General features: G+C 58.6%; 14 protein-coding genes. 10 read left to right on the top strand and 4 right to left on the bottom strand.

Annotated elements, in window-relative coordinates; translation table 11 throughout:
* Positions 1-94: 94 nt before the first annotated feature.
* From VFO29_02785 to VFO29_02775, 3 genes are all read left to right on the top strand, one after another.
* Complete coding sequence (locus tag VFO29_02785) at positions 95-1,444, top strand: NAD(P)/FAD-dependent oxidoreductase (protein HET9392440.1); 1,350 nt, start codon at positions 95-97, stop codon at positions 1,442-1,444.
* Positions 1,445-1,838: 394 nt separating this feature from the next.
* On the top strand, positions 1,839-3,104 hold the full coding sequence (locus VFO29_02780; protein ID HET9392439.1) for a hypothetical protein: 1,266 nt from the start codon (positions 1,839-1,841) through the stop codon (positions 3,102-3,104).
* Positions 3,105-3,111: 7 nt separating this feature from the next.
* On the top strand, positions 3,112-3,555 hold the full coding sequence (locus tag VFO29_02775; protein HET9392438.1) for a hypothetical protein: 444 nt from the start codon (positions 3,112-3,114) through the stop codon (positions 3,553-3,555).
* An 11-nt stretch (positions 3,556-3,566) separates the two neighbouring features.
* On the opposite strand, the gene VFO29_02770 is transcribed toward VFO29_02775, so the two are convergent.
* Positions 3,567-6,053 (bottom strand): zinc-dependent metalloprotease, encoded by a 2,487-nt coding sequence (locus VFO29_02770; GenBank protein HET9392437.1) that lies wholly within the window; start codon positions 6,051-6,053, stop codon positions 3,567-3,569.
* An 82-nt stretch (positions 6,054-6,135) separates the two neighbouring features.
* Here VFO29_02770 and tauD point away from each other — a divergent pair, with 82 nt between their 5' ends.
* Positions 6,136-6,975: a taurine dioxygenase gene (gene tauD, locus VFO29_02765; GenBank protein ID HET9392436.1), complete on the top strand. Its 840-nt coding sequence runs from the start codon at positions 6,136-6,138 to the stop codon at positions 6,973-6,975.
* A gap of 6 nt (positions 6,976-6,981) precedes the next feature.
* Here the strand turns inward: tauD and VFO29_02760 are convergent, their stop codons facing one another.
* Entirely contained in the window at positions 6,982-7,659 is a 678-nt protein-coding gene (locus VFO29_02760) for an SDR family NAD(P)-dependent oxidoreductase (GenBank protein HET9392435.1), read from the bottom strand.
* Between the two features lie 75 nt (positions 7,660-7,734).
* Between VFO29_02760 and VFO29_02755 the strand changes: the two genes are divergently transcribed.
* The 4 genes from VFO29_02755 to VFO29_02740 all read left to right on the top strand — a co-directional run bounded on the left by VFO29_02755 (position 7,735) and on the right by VFO29_02740 (position 14,486).
* Positions 7,735-8,580, top strand: coding sequence for a 5'-3' exonuclease H3TH domain-containing protein (locus VFO29_02755; GenBank protein ID HET9392434.1), 846 nt, complete (start codon positions 7,735-7,737; stop codon positions 8,578-8,580).
* 73 nt (positions 8,581-8,653) lie between these two features.
* The gene (locus VFO29_02750) at positions 8,654-8,989 is read left to right on the top strand and encodes a hypothetical protein (GenBank protein HET9392433.1); all 336 of its coding nucleotides are present in this window, start codon (positions 8,654-8,656) and stop codon (positions 8,987-8,989) included.
* A gap of 101 nt (positions 8,990-9,090) precedes the next feature.
* Positions 9,091-12,672, top strand: coding sequence for a twitch domain-containing radical SAM protein (locus VFO29_02745; protein HET9392432.1), 3,582 nt, complete (start codon positions 9,091-9,093; stop codon positions 12,670-12,672).
* Positions 12,657-14,486: a glycoside hydrolase family 99-like domain-containing protein gene (locus VFO29_02740; protein ID HET9392431.1), complete on the top strand. Its 1,830-nt coding sequence runs from the start codon at positions 12,657-12,659 to the stop codon at positions 14,484-14,486. The genes VFO29_02745 and VFO29_02740 overlap by 16 nt, the downstream gene beginning before the upstream one ends.
* Here the strand turns inward: VFO29_02740 and VFO29_02735 are convergent, their stop codons facing one another.
* Both VFO29_02735 and VFO29_02730 read right to left on the bottom strand, forming a co-directional pair.
* Positions 14,487-15,236, bottom strand: a complete 750-nt coding sequence (locus VFO29_02735; protein HET9392430.1) for a TylF/MycF/NovP-related O-methyltransferase — start codon at positions 15,234-15,236, stop codon at positions 14,487-14,489.
* Between the two features lie 74 nt (positions 15,237-15,310).
* Entirely contained in the window at positions 15,311-16,897 is a 1,587-nt protein-coding gene (locus VFO29_02730) for a hypothetical protein (protein ID HET9392429.1), read from the bottom strand.
* A gap of 731 nt (positions 16,898-17,628) precedes the next feature.
* Here VFO29_02730 and VFO29_02725 point away from each other — a divergent pair.
* Complete coding sequence (locus VFO29_02725) at positions 17,629-18,810, top strand: hypothetical protein (GenBank protein HET9392428.1); 1,182 nt, start codon at positions 17,629-17,631, stop codon at positions 18,808-18,810.
* Positions 18,811-19,362: 552 nt separating this feature from the next.
* Complete coding sequence (locus VFO29_02720; GenBank protein HET9392427.1) at positions 19,363-19,686, top strand: hypothetical protein; 324 nt, start codon at positions 19,363-19,365, stop codon at positions 19,684-19,686.
* Positions 19,687-19,813 lie beyond the last annotated feature (127 nt).

Raw genomic sequence — 19,813 nt, 5'->3', positions numbered from 1 at the left:
TTCGACCACATCTCGGCGAGGCCCCGGCCGGGCGCAAGGGTGGCTTCTTCGGGCGGACGAAGCCCGCCAAAACGTTTTGGAATATGATGTAATCGTGATAGGCGCAGGGTCAGCGGGAATCGCCGCGGCTCGCGCCGTGCAGTCATCGAACCGCTCGGTGCTCGTGCTCGAAGCGATGGACCGCACCGGCGGGCGTTGTTGGACGGACACGTCGCTCGGCGTTCCCTACGAGCCCGGGGCGCAATTCATTTCGCAGGCTCAGTCGCTCAACACCGTACTCTACCCGATCGCCAAGCAACTTGGCATTGACACGGTCGACGGAGCAGTCTTTCCGCCGGTTTTCTTCGATCTTGCCACCGGAACGAAGTCATCGGACCTCGAGCAAGCCGATTTTGCCGCAACGTTTGGATTAGCGAACACTGCGCTGCTGGCTTACGGTCTCAGTATTACACTCGGGGAGCCGGATTTATCGGCGCATCAAGTGATTGCCGGAGCCGGCCTTGCAAATGCAGATTACGTAAAACTCGTAGAACAGATTTGCGTCTCGGTGGTGGACACCGGCGACCCGGCCGATCAATCGGTCGAAGATCTTTACAACTTTGGTCAATTCTCGCCGCTTCCATTCTTCTATCCACCGAATGATTCGCTATTTGTACCGAGCGGTTATGGCGCGCTCTTGTCGCGGCTTGCCGAAGGCTTGCCGATTCAGATCTCATCTCCAGTCCAGAGCATCACGTACGGTGGGAACACTGTCGGCGTTAAGACCGCGGCCGGCGCAACCTACCAGGCCAAAGCGGTTATCGTTACCGCCTCCGTAAACGTGCTGAAGGCCGGTTCGATCGCATTTTCTCCGGCATTGCCCGCGGCGTACACGACCGCGCTGTCGGGAATTACCATGGGCCATGCCTATAAGGCACTCCTAAAATTTAACGGAGAACCGTTTGTTAACGCGTCGCTCGGCGTCAAGGCCGGCAAGATGGCCAATCTCGTGCCGTTGGTAGACGGAACGACGCCGACATTTTTCGCGAACTATCTTGCCGACATGAATCCCGGCGCCGGACCGTTCCTGATGATTGCCTGCGAAGGAGAGGACGCTCTCTCATTTGAGGCGCTGGCGCCGTCAGCCGCGGGAAAGCAAATCTGTACGATGCTGGAACCAACCTTCCCCGGAATTACTGCCGCATGGACCGGAGAAATCTTGGCGAGTACGTGGCAATCGAATCCTTACACATTGGGATGCATCAGCTATGCTAAACCCGGCAAAGCTTCAGCACGGCTGGAACTCGCGAAGCCGATCAATAACCAAGTGTGGTTTGCGGGCGAAGCCTGCAGCGTCCATTCGCATAGTCAGGTGCACGGCGCGTGGGCTTCCGGAACCGATGCCGGTTTCGCGGCTCTCGCTGCAATCGGCGCGCTCTCAGCAAAGCCTGCACCGGCGCCCTAGGCACCTTATTCCTGTCCCAGACGAACGCACCGCGCGCATTCTGGCGCTCGTGCGTGCTATTCCAAAGGGCTTCGTCCAAACGTACGGCGACATCGACGCGCACGCGCCGCGTCTCGTCGGTCATGTGCTCGCAACAACGACGCAGGACATCCCGTGGCATCGCGTTGTGCGAGCCGACGGCAGCGTGACGCAAGGACGAAGACAACGCGAGCGCCTCCGCAAGGAAGGCGTGCCGTTCAAAGGCGACCGCGTCGACATACGCATTGCTCGCTGGCCGCGAGGGGCGAGGCTAATCAGTAGGCGCCGTTGATTCTTAACATTTTCGCCCCAGCGGTGGCAAGGAGCGAAATGGAATCCGGCAGAACAAAACCCGCGCAAAAAAGGGGTGCTTCCCATGAAGAAACTCTGCGTTCTTCTTATCGCAGCACTGATGTGCTCTTGTGGTTCGGCCGTGACGCCGGCCGCCGCTCCCAATCCGGATTTTGTCGACTGCGGGAGCTCGATTTGCATCATCAACGCGCCCAGTGCGCCCGCCCCATCGGCGTTCTTTGTTAAGGGTGTTGACTATGCACCGGTTGCAATCGGGAAAACGCCGACTGCAGGCGGAAGTGTGGGAAGTAATAATTCCGCCGTCTGGTCCCGCGATTTGCCGCTCATGCGCGCAATGGGCGTAAACGCCGTCCGCGTGTATGATGCGCCCGTACCGAATTTCGATTCGGGACCTGGAACGATGGACGCCTTCTTGGACGCAGCCTGGAACGGCGGGATCAATCCGATATACGTTATAGCGACTATCTTCTTTACCCGCGGCAACGTGCTGTCGAATCAAGATGCGACCAACGCCATTGCGAACCAATACCACGACTTCACCAAAAAATACGGCGGCAAACAAGCATTTATGGGTGTGACGATCAGCAACGAGCTTGGATTAGACACATTTGATGCTACCGAGTGGGGGCGTTTTAACCAGATCGCGAGAGCCGCGAAACAGGGGCTCATAGATGCCGGCGCACCGAGCGCTCTCGTAATGACTGCCGAGGCAGACGGAGTGGCGGGCGGAAAAGAGAAGTTCATCGCCGCGGCGGAAACAAACAATGCGGCAGTCGATGCGTATGGCGTCAATGTTTTCCGTGGACGAACGCTCACTACACTCCTCTCTGATATCCACTCTGCCACGAATAAACCCGTACTCATTACCGAATGGGGTGCGCCGGCATCGACGCATCTACCGGCGGGCCCGTCGTATACCTTCGGCACGGGGCCAACGGATATCGGCAGCTGTACATACTCGAATCCGGGGGCGCTTACAGACGCGAATGTATCGGAGCTGGCAGCGACCGGAAACCCAAGCATGACCGGCCTCAATGACTTGATAACGAACGTGGCAACGGCGATGTATAACGGATTCAAGTCCGGCGGCGTCGTGTCGGGTGGTTTCTACCTTGAATGGCAAGATGAGTGGTGGAAGCTCAACAATCCCAATCCGACTGTTCACACCGGCATGAGCGTCACGAATGGAGCGTTTCCGGGCTGTTTCAACGACGAGAGCTGGTATGGATTGAACGCCGTCTCGCTCGGCACTCCGCAGGGCGCGCCCGATGTCCTGACAGCTCGATCGAGTCTTCAGACTCTAAAGAACGCCTGGGCGAACGAACCTTAGGGATTTGATGAGCTATCGGCAACGGCTCGCTATTTGCGCCATCGCCGTCGCGGCCACTCTGACGCTCCTTCGCCCGGATGCTGTTACGGCCCAGTCTGCGAGCCCGATTCGCATCGATTCGTGCGATGTGAAGAAAGTCCACACCCAAATGGGCCTCGGCAACCTCTTCGTCAACGGCAAAGGCTACAATTTCTTCAACGTGACGTTCACGAATACGGGAAGCGTCACGGTAAAGCGCATCCAATTTCAGATCGAGTTCGACAAATCGCGTTACGTCGTCGGCGATGCGGGATCGTTTGCGCCCGCACAGCAGGTTACGCACCGGCTGCGCGATCACGGTAGCGACGTCCATGCCTTTGCCCGCGCCGGAGGAAGTGGCCCCACTGCATGCTCGGTGCTTGAGGCGACCTTCAGCGACGGCACGATCTGGAAGGCGCCCGCACAACCGTGAACCCGTAGGCGCTACGGTGCGGGCGGCGGGTTTGAAGCGGCGTTCGCTCGATGCACCAAATCCAGAAGATGCGCTGCCGTGATCTCATCGTGGTTTCCGCGCATCGCCTTTGCCGCGGCTGACGCGATGCGGTGAAGCTCGACGCGCGCGAGCGCGATCGCGTCGGCAGGTGTACCCTTTGCCGCCTTGTTCGCAAGGTCGCCCATTTTGTCGACGAACGCCGCTTGCAGATTGCGGCGTACCAGCGCGATATCGCGCATCGACAAATCATTGTAAATGGCCGCGTGCAGCCAATTGAAAAGATCGGCGATCGACATTGTCGGTTTTATCGCCAAGGCCGGATTCTCGTCGATGCGCGCGAGAACCACCGGATTGAAGAGATAGTCTATCGTTTGCATTTGTGCGGCATTGACGCGTTGGGTGAGCGTGTAATCGTGCCGCACCGGCGGATTGTAGGCCCACAGGGGCAGGTTGCCGTAGCCGTCCCAGCCCGTGTAGCCGTAGCCGGACCACTCCGCATACGACAGGTGCTGCAGCATCGCCGGTGAGATATTCAATGGGTTGGCGGCGAGCAAGTATTTAGCGAGCAACTCGAAAGCTTGGCGCTCTTTGATGCGATCCACCGGAACGACCGGCGGAGCAGACCCGGGATCGCCGGCGTGCGCGCGTGAGAGATACTGGCCGCCGAGGTAATGCGCGGGCATCTGCGCACATTTGAAATAGCCGCTAACCGGGGTACGCAGCGCATCCAATTCTTGCTGGTAGGACTGGCCGGACTGCGGCCAAAGCCGCGCGATCTGGGAGATGCGCGAGCGATCCAGGTTCATTTGCGTGTCGCACCAGCGCAGCTCGTTATTCGTTAACATGCCGGTGTCCACGCGCGGATCGGCCGCGTGCCCGTTCTGCCAGCTCACGTCTTCATCGGAGGCGTAACGCGTCCAGGGATTGCTCCATCCGCTTGCCCAGCGGTGCAGCGTCGGAATTTCATCGGCGGGGGTTCTTGCGCCCGGAATATTCGCGTAGCCATACTTAATCGCGTAGTAATCGTATGGACCAAGCGTCGTTTGGAAGAATTCTCCCTGGCTGATGCCGCGCGGCCAAAGGTTCAGCGGAGCGTATTCCATGACCGACGACGCGACGCCGTGCGCGCGCGTGAATTGCTCGCTCTGCAGCTGTGCTGCGGTGAACGCCTCGTGCCCGATGAAATTGTGCTGCAGCCCCTGGTTGTGCCCCATTTCGTGCACGAGTGCCGAGAAAACTGAGTCGTGGATAAATTTCGCGGGGACAGGATCGGTCGTGCGGCCGAATCGCACGGGGTCGACGGTATACTTCCAAAGCGAGTAGGGGCGCGTGCCTTCAACCGCCGAGACAATGACGCCCGTGCGAATTTCTTCTCCGGTCCGCGGATCGAAAAGCGTCTGTGAATCGGCTCCGAATCCGGGGCTGGCTTCGTTCAGCCAGCGGATCACGTTGTAACGGAAATCGTCGGGATCGAAATTTGGGTCGCTCGGCTGCGGCTGAACTTGAACCGCGTTAAGAATCCCAATCTTGGCGTACGCCTTATTCCACACCAGGCACGCATCGGTCACCGCCTGGCGGTATTGCGGCGGAATCGTGTTACTCAGCGTGATGACCATCGGGTGGCGCGCGACCGACGGGCGGTTCGGGTCGGCCGGGTCGAAATTCCAACGTATCAAATAGCGCATCAGCCGCTCGTCGCGGCGGTCGTTCGCGAAATCGAGGTAGATGTCGTTGTAAATTCCTACGCGATCGTCCGCGAAACGTGGCCGATAGTTATCGTTGGGTAACTGGACGAAATTGTAGACGACGAAAATGCGCAGCCGGCGCGCGTCGGGAGCCGTATCGATAACGTGTTTCGCATCGGTCGACCACGTTTGCGAGACGGTGATGACGTCGTTCTCGGGAAATGCTTTGACCTTATCAACATATGAAAGCGACGGATCCAATCGGTACGAGCGATCGGGCGGCAAATTCTGATCGATGATGTTTCGCAGATCGAGTTGGTCGTTGAGCAGCGAGGAGACATCGAAGACGATGTCGCCGCTGGCGGGATCCTCGGCGGCGATCGCACCGATGCCAACAACGGAGTCTGGGAAATTCGAAAGATTAGCCAGCTCGGCAGACGGGCTGCCCGGTGCCTGCGCATACCAATTGGGCCATAGAATCACTACCTGATCGCCGCGGCGTTCGAAGCGCACGAGCTCGCTCGGGATATAATCCGTATCGCCCCACCAGACCGGCTGTTGGCCAAGGCCGTTGCCGGGGACGATCGTCTCCAAGTAATCCTTGTTGAATTGATTGGGCGCAAGCTCCAAATAGGTCTTATTGCCTTTTTGCCAGATTGTGAACAAGCCGTGTTTCCCTTGCGCGCCGGCCGTGAAGGTCACGTACCCTGACGATTGCGCGCGCGCTTGCGTGCCGGCGACAAAGAGGGAGGCGGCAGCAAAAACCGCGGCCACAATGATACGGCTTTTCATCCCGGCGGTTTTCCCGCGCAGCTCCTTGTGAAACCTTCAGCTATTGGACGGGTAAGGACGCCGCGCTGTCGTAGTGACCGGTATGGCTCGTGTGCAGCTGAAGATGACACCGCTAACGCCCGCAATCGGCGCTGTTATCGAGGGCATCGATCTACGCGGACCACTCTCTGCAAGCGATATCGCGGAAATCAGCGCGGCGCTCGACGACCGTCTGGTCCTCTTCTTCTTAAACCAGTCGCTTACGCCGGTGCAACAACGCGACTTTGCGGCGCGCTTCGGACCCCTCTACCTCCATCCGTTCTATCCGGGTCATAAAGAAGCGCCGGAGGTTATGGTCTTGGAGCATGACGCGACCCGGCGTGCGAACAGCGATCGCTGGCACAACGACGTCACGTATCTGGCGACGCCGCCGAAGGCCGCGGTACTTTACGCGGAAGATATACCGCCGCTCGGCGGCGACACGCTGTGGGCGAATATGTACCTGGCGTACGAAGCGCTCTCCGACCCGATGAAGGAGCTTGTCGGCCGGCTGCGAGCGGTTCACTCCTTCGCGAAGAACTTCACGCCCGAGCGTTTTACCGCGCTTGGCATGGAAGATCGCCGCGATGAGATTTACGCGCAGCATCCGCCCGTCTCGCACCCCGTCGCGCGAACGAACCCGGCGACCGGGAGAAAGGCGCTGTTCGTCAATCAAGATTTTACTTCGCGCATCGAGGGAGTTTCGCCGCGCGAAAACGAGGCCTTATTGCGCTTTCTCTTTGAACACATGAGCGCGCCGGAGTTTCAAGTTCGCTGGCGATGGACCGCAGGTACCGTGGCGATGTGGGACAACCGCTGGACGCAGCACTGCGCGCTCGCCGACTATTTTCCGGCGCACCGCCTGGTCCGCCGCGCGACGATAATCGGCGAAGTACCGGTCTGATCGCCTCTACTTAACAGACGCACGCGTTTCGGTGCGGGACTCATAGACTTGCCAATGTTTGTCGGCAATGACCGCCGGGTCGATGCCATCGGGCGCCGCAGGTCCCTTGATCGTGCCGTGTACCATAACCTCGCCGACGAAGATCCCCTCGCCTTTCAACCGCTCCGCGAGCATCCCGGCGAGCTTGTGCTTTGCGGCGCTTGAAAGAGCGAGGCCCATCACGTGGAGGTTGACCGGGACTGCGTCCATCTCCGGCGACACCAGGCCAAACGCACCGTTCGATATCATGACAGCGCCGCCGTTTTTCTTAAGTTCCGGAATCGCTTCTTCCGTCGCGGCGATCAGGCCGAATACAGCCACATCGAATAATTTGTGCACCGATGCCTCATCGGCGGTAAGCAAGTCGCCGGCTTCCACACCTCCGTAGGCGTTCCAGTGGAGAACGTCAATCCCGAGCTGCGATTGGACGGCTTGAACCGCTGACCGAATCGATGCCGGGTCGCCCGCGTCGGCGGGAAACGCGTATGCGTCGACACCCTGCGCTTTCAGCGCTATAACTCCGGCGGCCAGGCGTTCTTGGCTTCGGCCGATGAGCGCCACCGATAATCCCTTTCCCCCGAATTTCTCCGCCACGGCGGTGGCGGTACCGGGGCCGAAGCCCACGATCATAATTGTCTTAGCCATGGAATCTACTCCTCACCCAATACTTCTCCGCGAGCAAGAGGTGGTCCGCGTCGCTGCCCGCTAAGCATCCGCGGCGTGATCGTTCATCTGATCGACGGAACCTACGAACTCTTCCGGCATTTTTACGGGTTGCGTCGCGCCACGGACAATAAGGACCGGCGATTTGGGGCCGTCCTTGGCGTACTCAACACCATCCTACACATGATCGACGACGGAGCAACGCACCTTGGCGTCGCCACCGACCATGTTATCGAATCTTTCCGCAATGGGCTCTGGAACGGATACAAAACGGGAGAGGGAATCGAGCCTGCGCTGCGCGCACAGTTTGAGCCGCTGGAAGACGGGCTGCGGGCGATGGGGATTCCGGTTTGGGCGATGGTCGAACTTGAAGCCGACGATGCGCTTGCATCGGCGGCCGCTATCGCGTCAAAGGATTCCCGCGTACGAAAAGTTTGCATCTGGACGCCCGATAAAGATCTTGCGCAATGCGTGCGCGGGGATAGTGTCGTTCAAATCGATCGCAGAAGTAACGTCGTCCGGGATGCCGATGGCGTTCGAACGAAGTTTGGCGTAGATCCCGAGCTGATTCCTGATTATCTTGCGCTCGTCGGCGACGCCTCCGATGGTTATCCAGGTATTCGGGGCATCGGTCCTAAGAACGCTGCAGCTTTGCTCACGCGCTACGGAGCGATTGAAGCATTCCCGCGGGAGGTGCTCGGCGAGCGCCAGGGACTGGCAGTGTTATTCAAAGAGTTGGCCACCCTTCGAACCGATGCCAAACTTTTCGTTGATGTCGAAGAGTTGGAGTGGCGCGGACCGACTGCGACATTCCCCGCCATGTGCGCGCAGTTCGGCGCGCCCGAGTTCGCCACGCGCGTTGAGCGTGCAGCGCTAACCGCCGCACAGAAGCGATTAGCATGAAAACAAAGCGGGCTCCAGAATAGCCTGGAGCTCAAAGGAGGCACCGATGCGAAGGTCTCTTGTTGCGGTGTGTGTGCTGGCTATTCTAACCATTTCCTTAATACTTCCAGCGGTTGCAGCACAAAACTTTACCTTTCATAATCCGACAGGCTTCAGCGTCTGGATAACGTTCTATGAAGCCGGTAGCGGAAAGAACGCAAAGACGCTCTGCCTTAAGCCACAGAGCACGGAAACGTGGTACAAATCCAGCGGCGGCAATTTTATCAAGAGCCTGAAAGGCGAAGCTCGAAAGAACAGCAACTGCCAAAACAGCGGCAGAATTTGGCACTTACGCGACAACAATGTCAAGAGCTCAGGCGATATCGACAAGACAATCAGGGAGCACTCGAACGGCGGACTGAGCTGGTAGCTCCGGGCGAGGGGAGACTTCCGGCTGGCTGAGAACAGTCTTGGGCTCTCCGGTCTTTTCGAAAAGGCCGTAGTTTACGTTACTCTATCTTCGATCGGGACGTGGGATTGTCCAACACCGTCTGCATCATCCCCTGGACCAATTTTGTCGTCCAACCCGACGGCGCAGTAACTTTTTGCTGCGAAATTCATGAACCGATGACTGTGGACGGTGGCGTCGGCCACATCGGGCGTGATTCCCTCGAAAGTTTGTGGAATGCGCCCGAAATCGTCAACGTTCGCGCCGCGATGGCGGCGGGCGAGAGGCCGGAGGCGTGCGGCGCCTGCTGGAAACGCGAGTCGGAAGGCGGCATGAGCCGGCGTCTCTTAATGAACGCCGGTTACCGCGATCACGCGGCCTACCAACTCGAGAAATTGCCCGAAGTCGGCGCGGCTACCGGATACAAGCTGGATTCCCCGCCCACTCATTTTGTCTTAGAAATGGGCAGCGTTTGCAGTTTAAAGTGCCGCAGCTGCTCCGGCTTCCTGAGCACGCGCATTGCTGCCGACCCCATCCATTCAGCATGGGTCGGCGGAGCGGACGTGTCCCGCCCGATCCGCATAAATGGTTCGGCATGGTATAAGAATACAGACGCGTTAGCGGATATGCTCGCGAAGTCTGCCGCCGAGACCGACGTGTTTCTCACGGTGATGGGTGGCGAACCGTTCCTTATTCCAAGCGTCTGGCAGTTACTAACGTCCCTCGTCGAGCGCGGAGCTTCGAAGCGCACGTACGCCGCGCTGTGCACGAACGGGCAGCAAGATCATCCGATGCTCGCCGAGCTCGCGCCGAACTTTCGCGGCTTCAATCTGACGGTTAGCGTGGACGCCTACGGTAAGGTGTACGAGTACATGCGCAACGGCGCCAGCTGGTCGCGACTGCTCGCTACGCTGGATGTTTTGCGTGAGATCCCGGGCGTGAACCTGGGCGTCGTTCCGACGTTACAAAATTACAACGCGCTTGATCTCGTCAGGCTCTTTCGTGTTCTCGACGAACGCGACACTCGCTTATGGTTCAATATTGCGAACGAACCACTGTGGCTCGCCCCTACGTGCCTGCCTCCAAGCGTTCGCCGCATCGCCGAGCGGCGTTTGCAGAACTATCTCGACAGCGAGTGCAAACCGCACAATGTAGACGTCGTACGTACGTTCCGAGATGCACTTAGCTCAACAAACGACGCGTTCGACCCAACGGCGTTTGAAAACTTTATGAAGTTCACGAATGATTTGGATGCGAGCCGGAATGAAAACATGCGCGAAGCCATTCCCGAGCTCTTCGCGCTTATACGCTCGGCGGGCATAGAATGGACGGAGGCTCGACTCCACACCACTCCCACCGGTCCCGATACTGCTCTCGCAGCCGACGAAATCCTGACGCGAGTAAACCGCAGCGTTTCGGATATGGACTACATCTTTCCGGGCTTCGAACAGTACGGAACAGGATTGTATTTTAGTTCCGCCGTCCAGGCCGTTGTGGACATCGACACCGTGTTGCGCGAGAACGGTCACGACGGACTTGTGAACAGTCGCGCAGTCGCCGACGTCGCCTCGCACTACGGCCGGATCACGCGTGCCTTGCGGGCGGCGCTTCCGGATGCCGCCGTGTATGCATGCGACATCGATCCTGGGGCCGTTCAATTCTGCGCCGACGAGTTGGGCGCGCTGCCGGTCATAATGGGCTGGCGGCCCGAAGAGGACGCGCTACCGGTAGACCTCGATGCGATCGTCTGCTTCTCACTGCTGACGCACACGACGCTCGATCACTGGCGGCGGTCGTTGAGAGCCTGGGCCCGCATGTTGCGCCCAGGCGGCGTCGCCGCATTCACCTATCTTTCGGAACGGCGTTTGCCGCTGTGGCTGGCCGGCGAGATGGCGCATTACGGCGACTACTCTGCCGAATTAAAAGATAAGGTCGTCCGCCGCGTTGGGGAAGACGGTTTCGGCTTCGCTTCCCTGACGTCGCAGTACGGCAACGAACCGCACTATGGCGTCACCTTCGCTACGGCCGATGTCGTTCGTCGTGAGATTGAAGCCGCAGGCTTGGAAGTGCTCGCGCTTCCCTTCGAGTCGCCGAATTTCGGCCAAGAGCTGGCCGTGCTTCGTAAGCCCGGGATCGTAGTCTCAACAACTCCGGCTGCTCCCAAAGTCGCCCGCGATGTTTCGCTCATCGCGCTGTACGATCCGCGTTGCTATGCCGCCGAGAACGGAGACCCGGGCGAAAGTGCGTGGATACATCTCGTGGACTCGGATCCGCCGCGACCGCTTCCAACCGCACTCGGCTTCGCGGATCCCCGCGTCGCCGAAACTCGCGAGGCGCAAGCTGAACTCGCGGCTCGGCACGGCATCGACGCGTTCGTTTATCGCTATTTTTGGGATCGGGGACCGCACTGGGACGCCCCGCTGCGAGCCATGCTGTCGAGTGGGCGGCCCCATTTCCCGTTCGCACTGATGCTTGAAATCGAATCGTCCCAACCGGTCGACGTGGAAGCTGCCATGCTGATTTTCGAGAATCTCGCGCCGGCCTTTGCGGATTCCCGCTACTTGCGAATCGAAAACCGCCTACCGATCTTCGTCGCCCACATCGAGCGCTTGGCCCAACCGCGCGCGACTGCCATAGCCTGGCGAAAGGAAGCCCAGCGCACGGGATTGGGCGACCTTCACCTTTGCACCATGAACGTTGGCTCGGACAGCGTCCCTGAAGACTACGGGTTCGATTCGTTCTTGGAGCCGCCGCCCGTACAGAACGGCGTGGCGGGAATCGCATCGTCGCTTACAGCAGCCCGGGGCGCCTATCGAACGATTCACACAGTCCGCTGCGATCGCAACGGAAGCGACTCCGAGGCGTTAGGAGCGTACGAACATTGGCTGCATGCGGCAATTGGCGCGGCGCGCAAGCATGGCGATCACGTCGTCGTTCTCGACTCCTGGAATGATTGGTCGAACGGTGCATATCTCGAGCCGGACGAGCGCACCGATCGCGCCGCGCTCGAAGCAACACGGCGCGCTACGCGCGGCCCGCTAAGCGGGCTCGTGCTCGTGCGGCGGTTGCGGGATGCACTCGCCGGCAACAACGGCGCCGATGTCACCCATACGGTTGAGGAGATAGAGCAAGTCATGGCGTCGCACGAACACAGCCGCGGCCGGTTACAAGCTGCGATCGAAGCCTCCCTTGAACAGACCGATCAGCAACAGAACGGCGTTGCACAATGGGTGCGCGTCTTGAGCCGTCACTTGCCTGCGTCAGGCGGAAAAGCAGCGATCGACTACCTCGACGGCATCGGCGGCGCTAGGCTTCACACTGTCATGGAACCGGTTGCGCTGCGCAATGCTGACACACACCTCGTGGGCTGGGCTCACGACGGCGCCACGCCTCCCGAGCTCGTCGATCTCTTCATCGCGCTGGAGTCCTGCGACGGGAAAGGGGACCGAGTCTTTCCCATTCATAAGCGGTTCTCGTGCGAACACGTCGCGGCGCAGAATCCCGGCTATCCCTTAGCCTGCGGTTTTGAAGCGCGGCTGCCGCTCGACGACGTTCCCGCCGGTTCGTATCGCATCGCGGTCATACACCGCACCCCGGACGCGACCTTCCGCGATCTCACACCTGTCGTCGTCACCCGCGCGGAGGCCGATTGTTCGAGTTCCTAACCTGGGAATCCGATCGCGCATTGCTGGGCGATTTGATCTTTCGCTTCGAGACGCCGGGCGCCAGCCCGCAGGTCCACGATGCCGATTTTGCGCTCTATAAGAATCGTCAACTCTTAGAGCAGTTTAGCCGCTTTTGGTCCTCGACGGACTTTCGTCCGCAACGCGTGTTCGAGATTGGGATTTGGGATGGCGGCAGCACGGCGCTTTGGTATGAAGCGCTCCGTCCTGAAAAGCTGGTCGCGATCGACCTGTTGGAGCGCGGTGACAGCCCGTATTTCCGCCGCTACCTGGACGACCGCAAACTGCACGAACGGATCGTCACGCGTTGGGGCGTCAACCAAGCTGACCGCGCGACCTTGCTAAAAATCGTTGACGAGGATCTCGGGGGCAAGGTTGACCTGGTCATCGACGATGGGTCTCACCTGTACGCGCCGACACGCGCGAGTTTCGAGACGCTCTTTCCGCTGTTACCGGCGGGCGGGCTCTATATCATCGAAGACTGGGCCTGGGAGCACTGGCCGGAATTTCAAGATCCCAAGAACTTTTGGGCCGGCGAAGAGTCCCTCAAACTCCTGGTCGACGATTTGGTTGCCGCGACGGGCACGTCGCGCACACTGATTCGTAGGATGGCGGTACACGAAGGCTTCGTCGTTATCGAACGCGGCGACGGTAACGAACGCGCGCAAGATTTCGCGCTCGCCGATCATATCCGCCGGCGCTCATGGCGTGCCGGCGCACCGGCCGCGCAGAACGGGAAACCGCAACGCGCCGAGGACGTGAAGCTCTTCGCCTTCTACCTTCCGCAGTTTCACCCCATCCCGGAAAACGATCGCTGGTGGGGCGAAGGCTTCACGGAGTGGACCAAAGTCGCGCGCGGCCGCAAACAGTATTCGGACCACTATCAACCACACGTTCCGGAACGCTTAGGATTTTATGATCTTCGCCTCCCGGAAACGCTCTTGCGACAAGCCGCGCTCGCGCGCAGTTACGGCGTCACTGGTTTTTGCTACTACTACTATTCATTCGGCACGAAAACGCTACTCGATCGCCCGCTTCGCGAGATGCTCACAAGCGGTGAACCCGACCTGCCGTTTTGCCTTTGCTGGGCGAACGAAAACTGGACGCGTAAATGGGATGGCGCGGAACGCGCATCCTTGATCGAGCAGCGATACGGTCCCGAACTCGACGGTGCTCTGATCGACGAAATGATTCCATACTTTCTGGACCGCCGTTATCTGCGGATCAATGGGGCGCCGGTCTTGCTCGTCTACAAAGCAACCGACATTCCCGATCCGCAAGCGGCCACTGCGCGCTGGCGAGCGGCGGCACGGCGCTGGGGCGTGCCGGACCTTCACTTAGTGGCCGCATTGACGTTCGGGCTGAAGGATCCACGGCCGCTCGGCTTCGATGCGGCAGTCGAGTTTCCGCCGCACGGTGATGCCCTCTCCGGCGATCCGTACAACGCGACAGGGGTCGATGCGAATTTCAGCGGACAAATTTTTGATTATGGCGCCACCGTCGAAATGCAGCTCGGCCTGCCGCCACGACCCTTTCGAACATATCGGACCGCGATGGCCGGCTGGGACAATACGGCGCGCCTTGCGCATCGCGCGACGGTCTATCACGGCGCAAGTCCCGAAACTTACGAGAAGTGGTTGCGCGCGCTCGTGAGCGAAGCGCGCCTTACAGACCCCGCGCATCGCCTCGTCTTCGTCAACGCTTGGAACGAATGGGCTGAAGGCGCGCATCTCGAGCCCGACCGGCGTTTCGGTACAGGTTATCTCGAAGCGACGCAGCGCGCACTCGCGCCGTAATCACCTCTTGCGCCAATAGACACCGGTCCAGTCAATCGTTTGCACGGGCTCTACGATGCCGTTCGTCTCCCGGTAGTCATCAGTCGCTGCTTTGCAAGCGGCTACGGCACCATAGTCATCGATGATCGCAAACCCTCCCGGTGACAGGCGCGGATACAGAGCAGTTAGGGCGTCCATCGTTGACTCGTAGAGATCACCGTCAAGGCGAATCACTGCGAATTCACGGGCGTCAATACTATGAAGCGTTTTGGAGAACCAACCCTCGACAAACTTCACGCGATCGTTCAACAGCTCGTACTTGCGAAAATTGGCCTTTACGTCTTCTACGGAAACGGACAGCTCGGCAAAATCAACAAAGTTGAGTCCCTCGTCGTGTGGATACTTATCGGGATTGGGTGCCGGCAAGCCGCGAAACGAATCCGCAACCCACACGACTCGATCGGAGACTCCATAGGCTGCGAGAACCGCACTCATCATGATGGTGGCGCCGCCACGCCAGACCCCCGTCTCGATCAGATCACCGGGTACGTCGTCGATCAAAACCTGTTCGACACAGCTGCGCAGTTGATGAATGCGCCGGAGTCCGATCATGGTATGCGCGACGATGGGCCAGTCGCGTCCTTCACGACGAAGGCTTTCAGCGTCGTCCAAACCGTCCGCACTCACGAATTGCAAACCTGGGTCCGGATAGATTGAATTGCAGAGAATGCGCTCCATGTTGTCGAGGTAAAGAGCGCGAAGTCGTGCCACCTCGCTGCTTGTTGCCGCAGCCGTTACCATGTCCGAGGTGTCAATCTAAGCCTCGCCGATTTCCTGCCGCTTACTCACTTGTACTCAACGTAATCCACAAGCGGAAGGCTGCGAACGTGAATTCCCGAGCGATCGATCAGCCCGCTGCAGTGAGAGAGATTGCTAATGAACCACACGCCGCTCTCCGGCGCGTGAAACAGGCGCAGATTTGGATCGAAGCACGGGACGCGATACAGGGTAGCGTCGCCTTCCTCGCTTAAACGCTCGATCGTTTGCGCGTTGTTGCTTTGAGCCCATGCCGCTCCATCCGGCGCTACTATAAACGAGCGAATATCGCCGATATACTGATTGTCAACCCCGTTTTGCGTTTCGGCAACGTGTCTTACGAACAGCCGCCTATTAAGAAACGAGTATTCTATCCACGCACCTCGCCGCGCACCTTGAATTGCAATAACTGGCGAATCGGCAAATAGATCAAACTCGTGTACAGCGCCCTTTGCATCAACGTAGCCGTAATGCAAACGGTCTCTCTCGGTAAACCACATCGCGCTCGAGCCGCGCGAAAGCGACGCAATCGGCGATTGAACCGTCAATCCTTGAACAACTCCCGCCGAAGAAATGTGCCCCAAAACGGGTTTGCCCGGCTCCGAAAACCACGCGTCATCTTCCAAACCGGCCGCGAGCAAATCCGAAGGCCCCGCGTCGACCTTCAACGATGAGCCGTCCGCCCTGAAACCGGTGACGGTAGCATTTGTCGGCGAACTCAAAAAGCACCACGCGACCGTTTGCGCGACCGTCGGAACGGGCCCACAGTCGAGTTCCGAGCCGACCTTTGACCAAACGCCTAGGTGCCGGACCCACGCACCGCGCGCATCGTACACGAACAAGTCATCGCCGGCGGCCTCAATCGATTCGAAATATGGCTTGCTAACGGGCGGGACGTCCGTGGTCGTAGTCCATCGTCCGCCAACGAAATGCAGCGCTTCTTTATTGCAACAGGGTAAGATCCAATTACCGTCGCGGGAGATCACATACCGTAACGGCGGCGCTTGATAATGGTGCTCGTATGAGCGCGTGCCTAACATTCCTATGCAGCGTGCATCGAAGCCCTCATTTTCGTCTGCAGAATAGCGCACACAATCGCTGGGTGCGTACCACGTCGCTGCGAAACCGTTGCTCGTAGGGTGTAGTCGAATGACATATCCACGCGCCCCAATCGCCAGATCGCCCTCCGCCGACATCGCTATGCTGCGCAGCGACAAGTCGCCGTTAAGCGTCCACAAGCGCTGAATCTCTCCGGCAAGCGACAGCGTAACCAGGGAGATGGTCTTATAACTAACGGCCCCGATACCATAAAACTTCCCGCGCAAGTTTACTAGTCCAACAACATTGAGCGGAAAGTCGGTGTGGCTGATCTCTTGCCAGCCGCCGTTACGCAAAGCGAATCTATGGATTCGCCACGGCGGCGAAAAAAACGGCGAACGAGCGCCGCTCTCGGCGAGCACGTCGTCGCCATAAGGCAATAAGCCATAGCTTGGTTGCCCCAACAATCGCCGGCCTACCGAACCGTCCTCGTTGTACACCCATAGGTCGCCGCCGAATTCGCCGGCATTGTAGGACGCGAACCAATAGCCGGGAACGTGCAGTGTCTCGTTCGGCACCGCAAAATGCGAGGCCGTCCAGCTCTCCTGAGGCGGCCTAAATGGTAGCCGAGGCTGTTGCAACGGATCCTTTGAAATAACGATCTTTTCGCCGCGGAAACTTGCGCGCCATGGACGCGCCTCGAAACGCGCAGCGTTCAGGTCCGCCCCGCTTGGAGGCGGGACCTGTACGAATATCGCCGCCAGAAGTACAGTCGACAGCGCCGCGATCACAACGTATTTCCCGCGCTCACAGTCACCCATGAACGTTCATTGAGAACGTCACGTGACCCGGCCAACAGATGAAAATTGAAAAATTGGGGCGGCATCATAAGAATCGACCCTTAACACAAGAATGCGTTCCTCGTAAGGTGCCACCCTTAATACAAGAATTCGAGGCCTACCGATTATTTGCGTATTTAGGTCACGGGCGTCGGTAGCCCTAGCAACGCAACGATGGGCGGGACAAAGAATCGCGATGTTGGCTCGCGCCAACATTGGCCGGACGCGAGCGTCACTTCGGGTCTGTACTCTCCGGGCGACCGCTAGGGCCCCAAACGCAGTGCGCTATCGGCGCCGACGGCGCTCCCGCCCATGCAATTCATGCTTGCCTGCACAGCAGGCTGGCTTCTAAGAAGGGGCCCCTGAGTGCCGATAAGCTCACTGAATGGCCGGCAGCACGACTAGCGCTGTCGGTTCCTAGTTTTAGAAGGGGTGTTCTAGTGTCTCATTGCTTTCGCGTATCAGCTTCGTTGCTTGCTGCAACAGCTCTAACGTTATTGGGTGGATGCGGTCAGAAATCCGCGTCAGCGGTCCCCGCGGTAACTGCGCCGCCTTCGACAGCTGGAAATGAGGTTTTTCCCGCATTCAAGTCAGAGGCAGATCAGGTCGCGGTCGAGCATTTCCTTGAGCAGTTCAAAAATAAGGGCGTACCGCAAAACTGGGTTTTTCTGACCGCGAGCAAACAATTTTACGCTTCTCGCCCCGAATTATTGCAGCAAACGGACGTTTATCAACCCGTGGATGCTTCTGGTTTGATATTAGCCAACGCCAGCGGCGAGACGATCGTGGCACCGCCGAAGATACCCCGCGGAATAAGGCCTCTAACGAACTCGTTCTCGACAACGACGGGAGCTCTTCGCGCGACAATGTTCGTGCCGGGATACAGCGCCTTTGGGGGTTACCTTTATCTGCCTAGTAAAGATTCGTTCCTTACCGTGCTGAACGGACACCCCTATGACACCGGATATATTTACTCAGGTGGCTGGGGCAGCGACGGCTTTGCGGTTGACGCGGGGCTTCAATACAGCCCGAAAAACGATAATTACAACCTCTTCTATCTGGTTCAAGGCGTGCCGGGCCTGTTCGTAGGTGCCACTGTGCCGAGCGGTTCGAACGGCTTTTTTGCCTTCTATTCCGGCACTGATGGCACGGACCTGACGGTACAGTGGGACGCTGGCATGACTCCTTCGGGCTGCAATTTATTTGATTTCATGCCCGACTGCTCGTACGTCACATCATACTTCTTCGGAATTCAATTGATTGGCACGACGGGTTGGAAGTCATTTGATCCGGGCATCCAGGTGAAGCGTGTTGTGAGTATAGCTGAGCCTCAGGGCAACAACAGTTACAACCTGGGAGACTTCTTTGGACTCTGTAAGCAGCAACACTCGAGCGCGCCATGCGACACGACACCCTTGATCGCATGGACCTCTCCGGCCAACCTTTGCGAGGGCGTCGACCCGGGTAACGGCGGTAGCGCGAACCCAAATCTTATCTGCACTACGCCCATCACGGCGAGCCTGGTGCAGCAATATTTCGACAATCCGATCAATACTCTGAATTGCGGAACGCCTGGCAACCCAGTTTGCAAGATCATTGTCAACTGGTCCGATCCATCTGATGAAACAGACGCCATTTACTTGCACCCTTGAGGCTCAATAGGCCTTGCAAGACGCCGCATTGTTATTTGGAAGGCCGGCCGCAATGTTTTTGAGTTTTGCCGTTTCAAGTGTCTTTATCAAATGATTCTGTTTAGCTCGCTCTTGTTAGCCGTTGCCATCACCTTTCCAAAACCGGTGCCGCCGGACGCCTCTCGGCTCGCGTCTGGATATCACCTAACGGCTCACCGTTGCGTCGTCGCCGACGTTGAACGACCAGCTCATTTCCTACCGCCGACAGATCCGCGCGTCCGACATGAGTATGCACTCCCCGAGGGGTACGATAGCTACGCCGCGCATTATGCTATGGATCACGGCCGGTACGGCGAGGCGATAATTGCGTTTCGTCGCGCCCTTAGCGAAACTACCTTGCGGCGATACGAAGCGGATGTGGGCTACAGGCTACCGCTGAGCGACGCGCTCTACCGAGCGCACCGAATCCACGAAGCAAAATTGGAGTGGCAAAGGATCCTGAAAGACGCGCCGTATCGGACTTCCGATTCAGCGACTTCGCTAGTCTTGAAAGGCCGTTTCCGAGACGCGCTTGTGAGGTTCGCGGTGTCGCCTCCGCGTTTTAACGCGGCCACTTTCGGCGACGATGGCTCGGCCTACAACATGCAGCGGGGGCTGAACGCGGCCGCGCAAGGCGACATCGCTGCTGCAAAAACCTTTCTCGGATACTCGGTCGAATGCGACAGCGGGTTCCAGGTTCCCCATTTAGCGTTAGGCGTTATTGCAGCCATGGAGCAGCGCTTCACGACGGCGCGGCACGAGTGGCTGGCCGTGCTTGAAGGCTGGGATCCCTCTACAGGGGCCGACATAACGACCGCACAGTACGACGCGATTCGGCTATTGTTGAAATATAGCTAGAAAGCAGCACAATGAAGCCAATTCATTGTGCTGATTTGATCATTCATTAGGATAGTGCAGAAAATTCTAGGCCGCTAGCGGTCAATCGTATTGTAGGTCTAAGAACCGGATTAGCTACGGGGGCTTA

Source organism: Candidatus Rubrimentiphilum sp., assembly GCA_035710515.1.
Lineage (GTDB): Bacteria > Vulcanimicrobiota > Vulcanimicrobiia > Vulcanimicrobiales > Vulcanimicrobiaceae > Rubrimentiphilum.
The sequence above is the reverse complement of the archived record's forward strand: the minus strand, read 5'-3'. Positions and strand labels throughout refer to the sequence as shown.

What these genes read in the sequence shown, in the direction of transcription:
- VFO29_02780 (HET9392439.1), top strand. Translation starts at nt 1,839, where the DNA reads ATGAAGAAACTCTGCGTTCTTCTTATCGCAGCACTGATGTGCTCTTGT.
- VFO29_02775 (HET9392438.1), top strand. Translation starts at nt 3,112, where the DNA reads ATGAGCTATCGGCAACGGCTCGCTATTTGCGCCATCGCCGTCGCGGCC.
- VFO29_02770 (HET9392437.1), bottom strand. Translation starts at nt 6,053, where the DNA reads ATGAAAAGCCGTATCATTGTGGCCGCGGTTTTTGCTGCCGCCTCCCTC.
- tauD (HET9392436.1), top strand. Translation starts at nt 6,136, where the DNA reads ATGGCTCGTGTGCAGCTGAAGATGACACCGCTAACGCCCGCAATCGGC.
- VFO29_02760 (HET9392435.1), bottom strand. Translation starts at nt 7,659, where the DNA reads ATGGCTAAGACAATTATGATCGTGGGCTTCGGCCCCGGTACCGCCACC.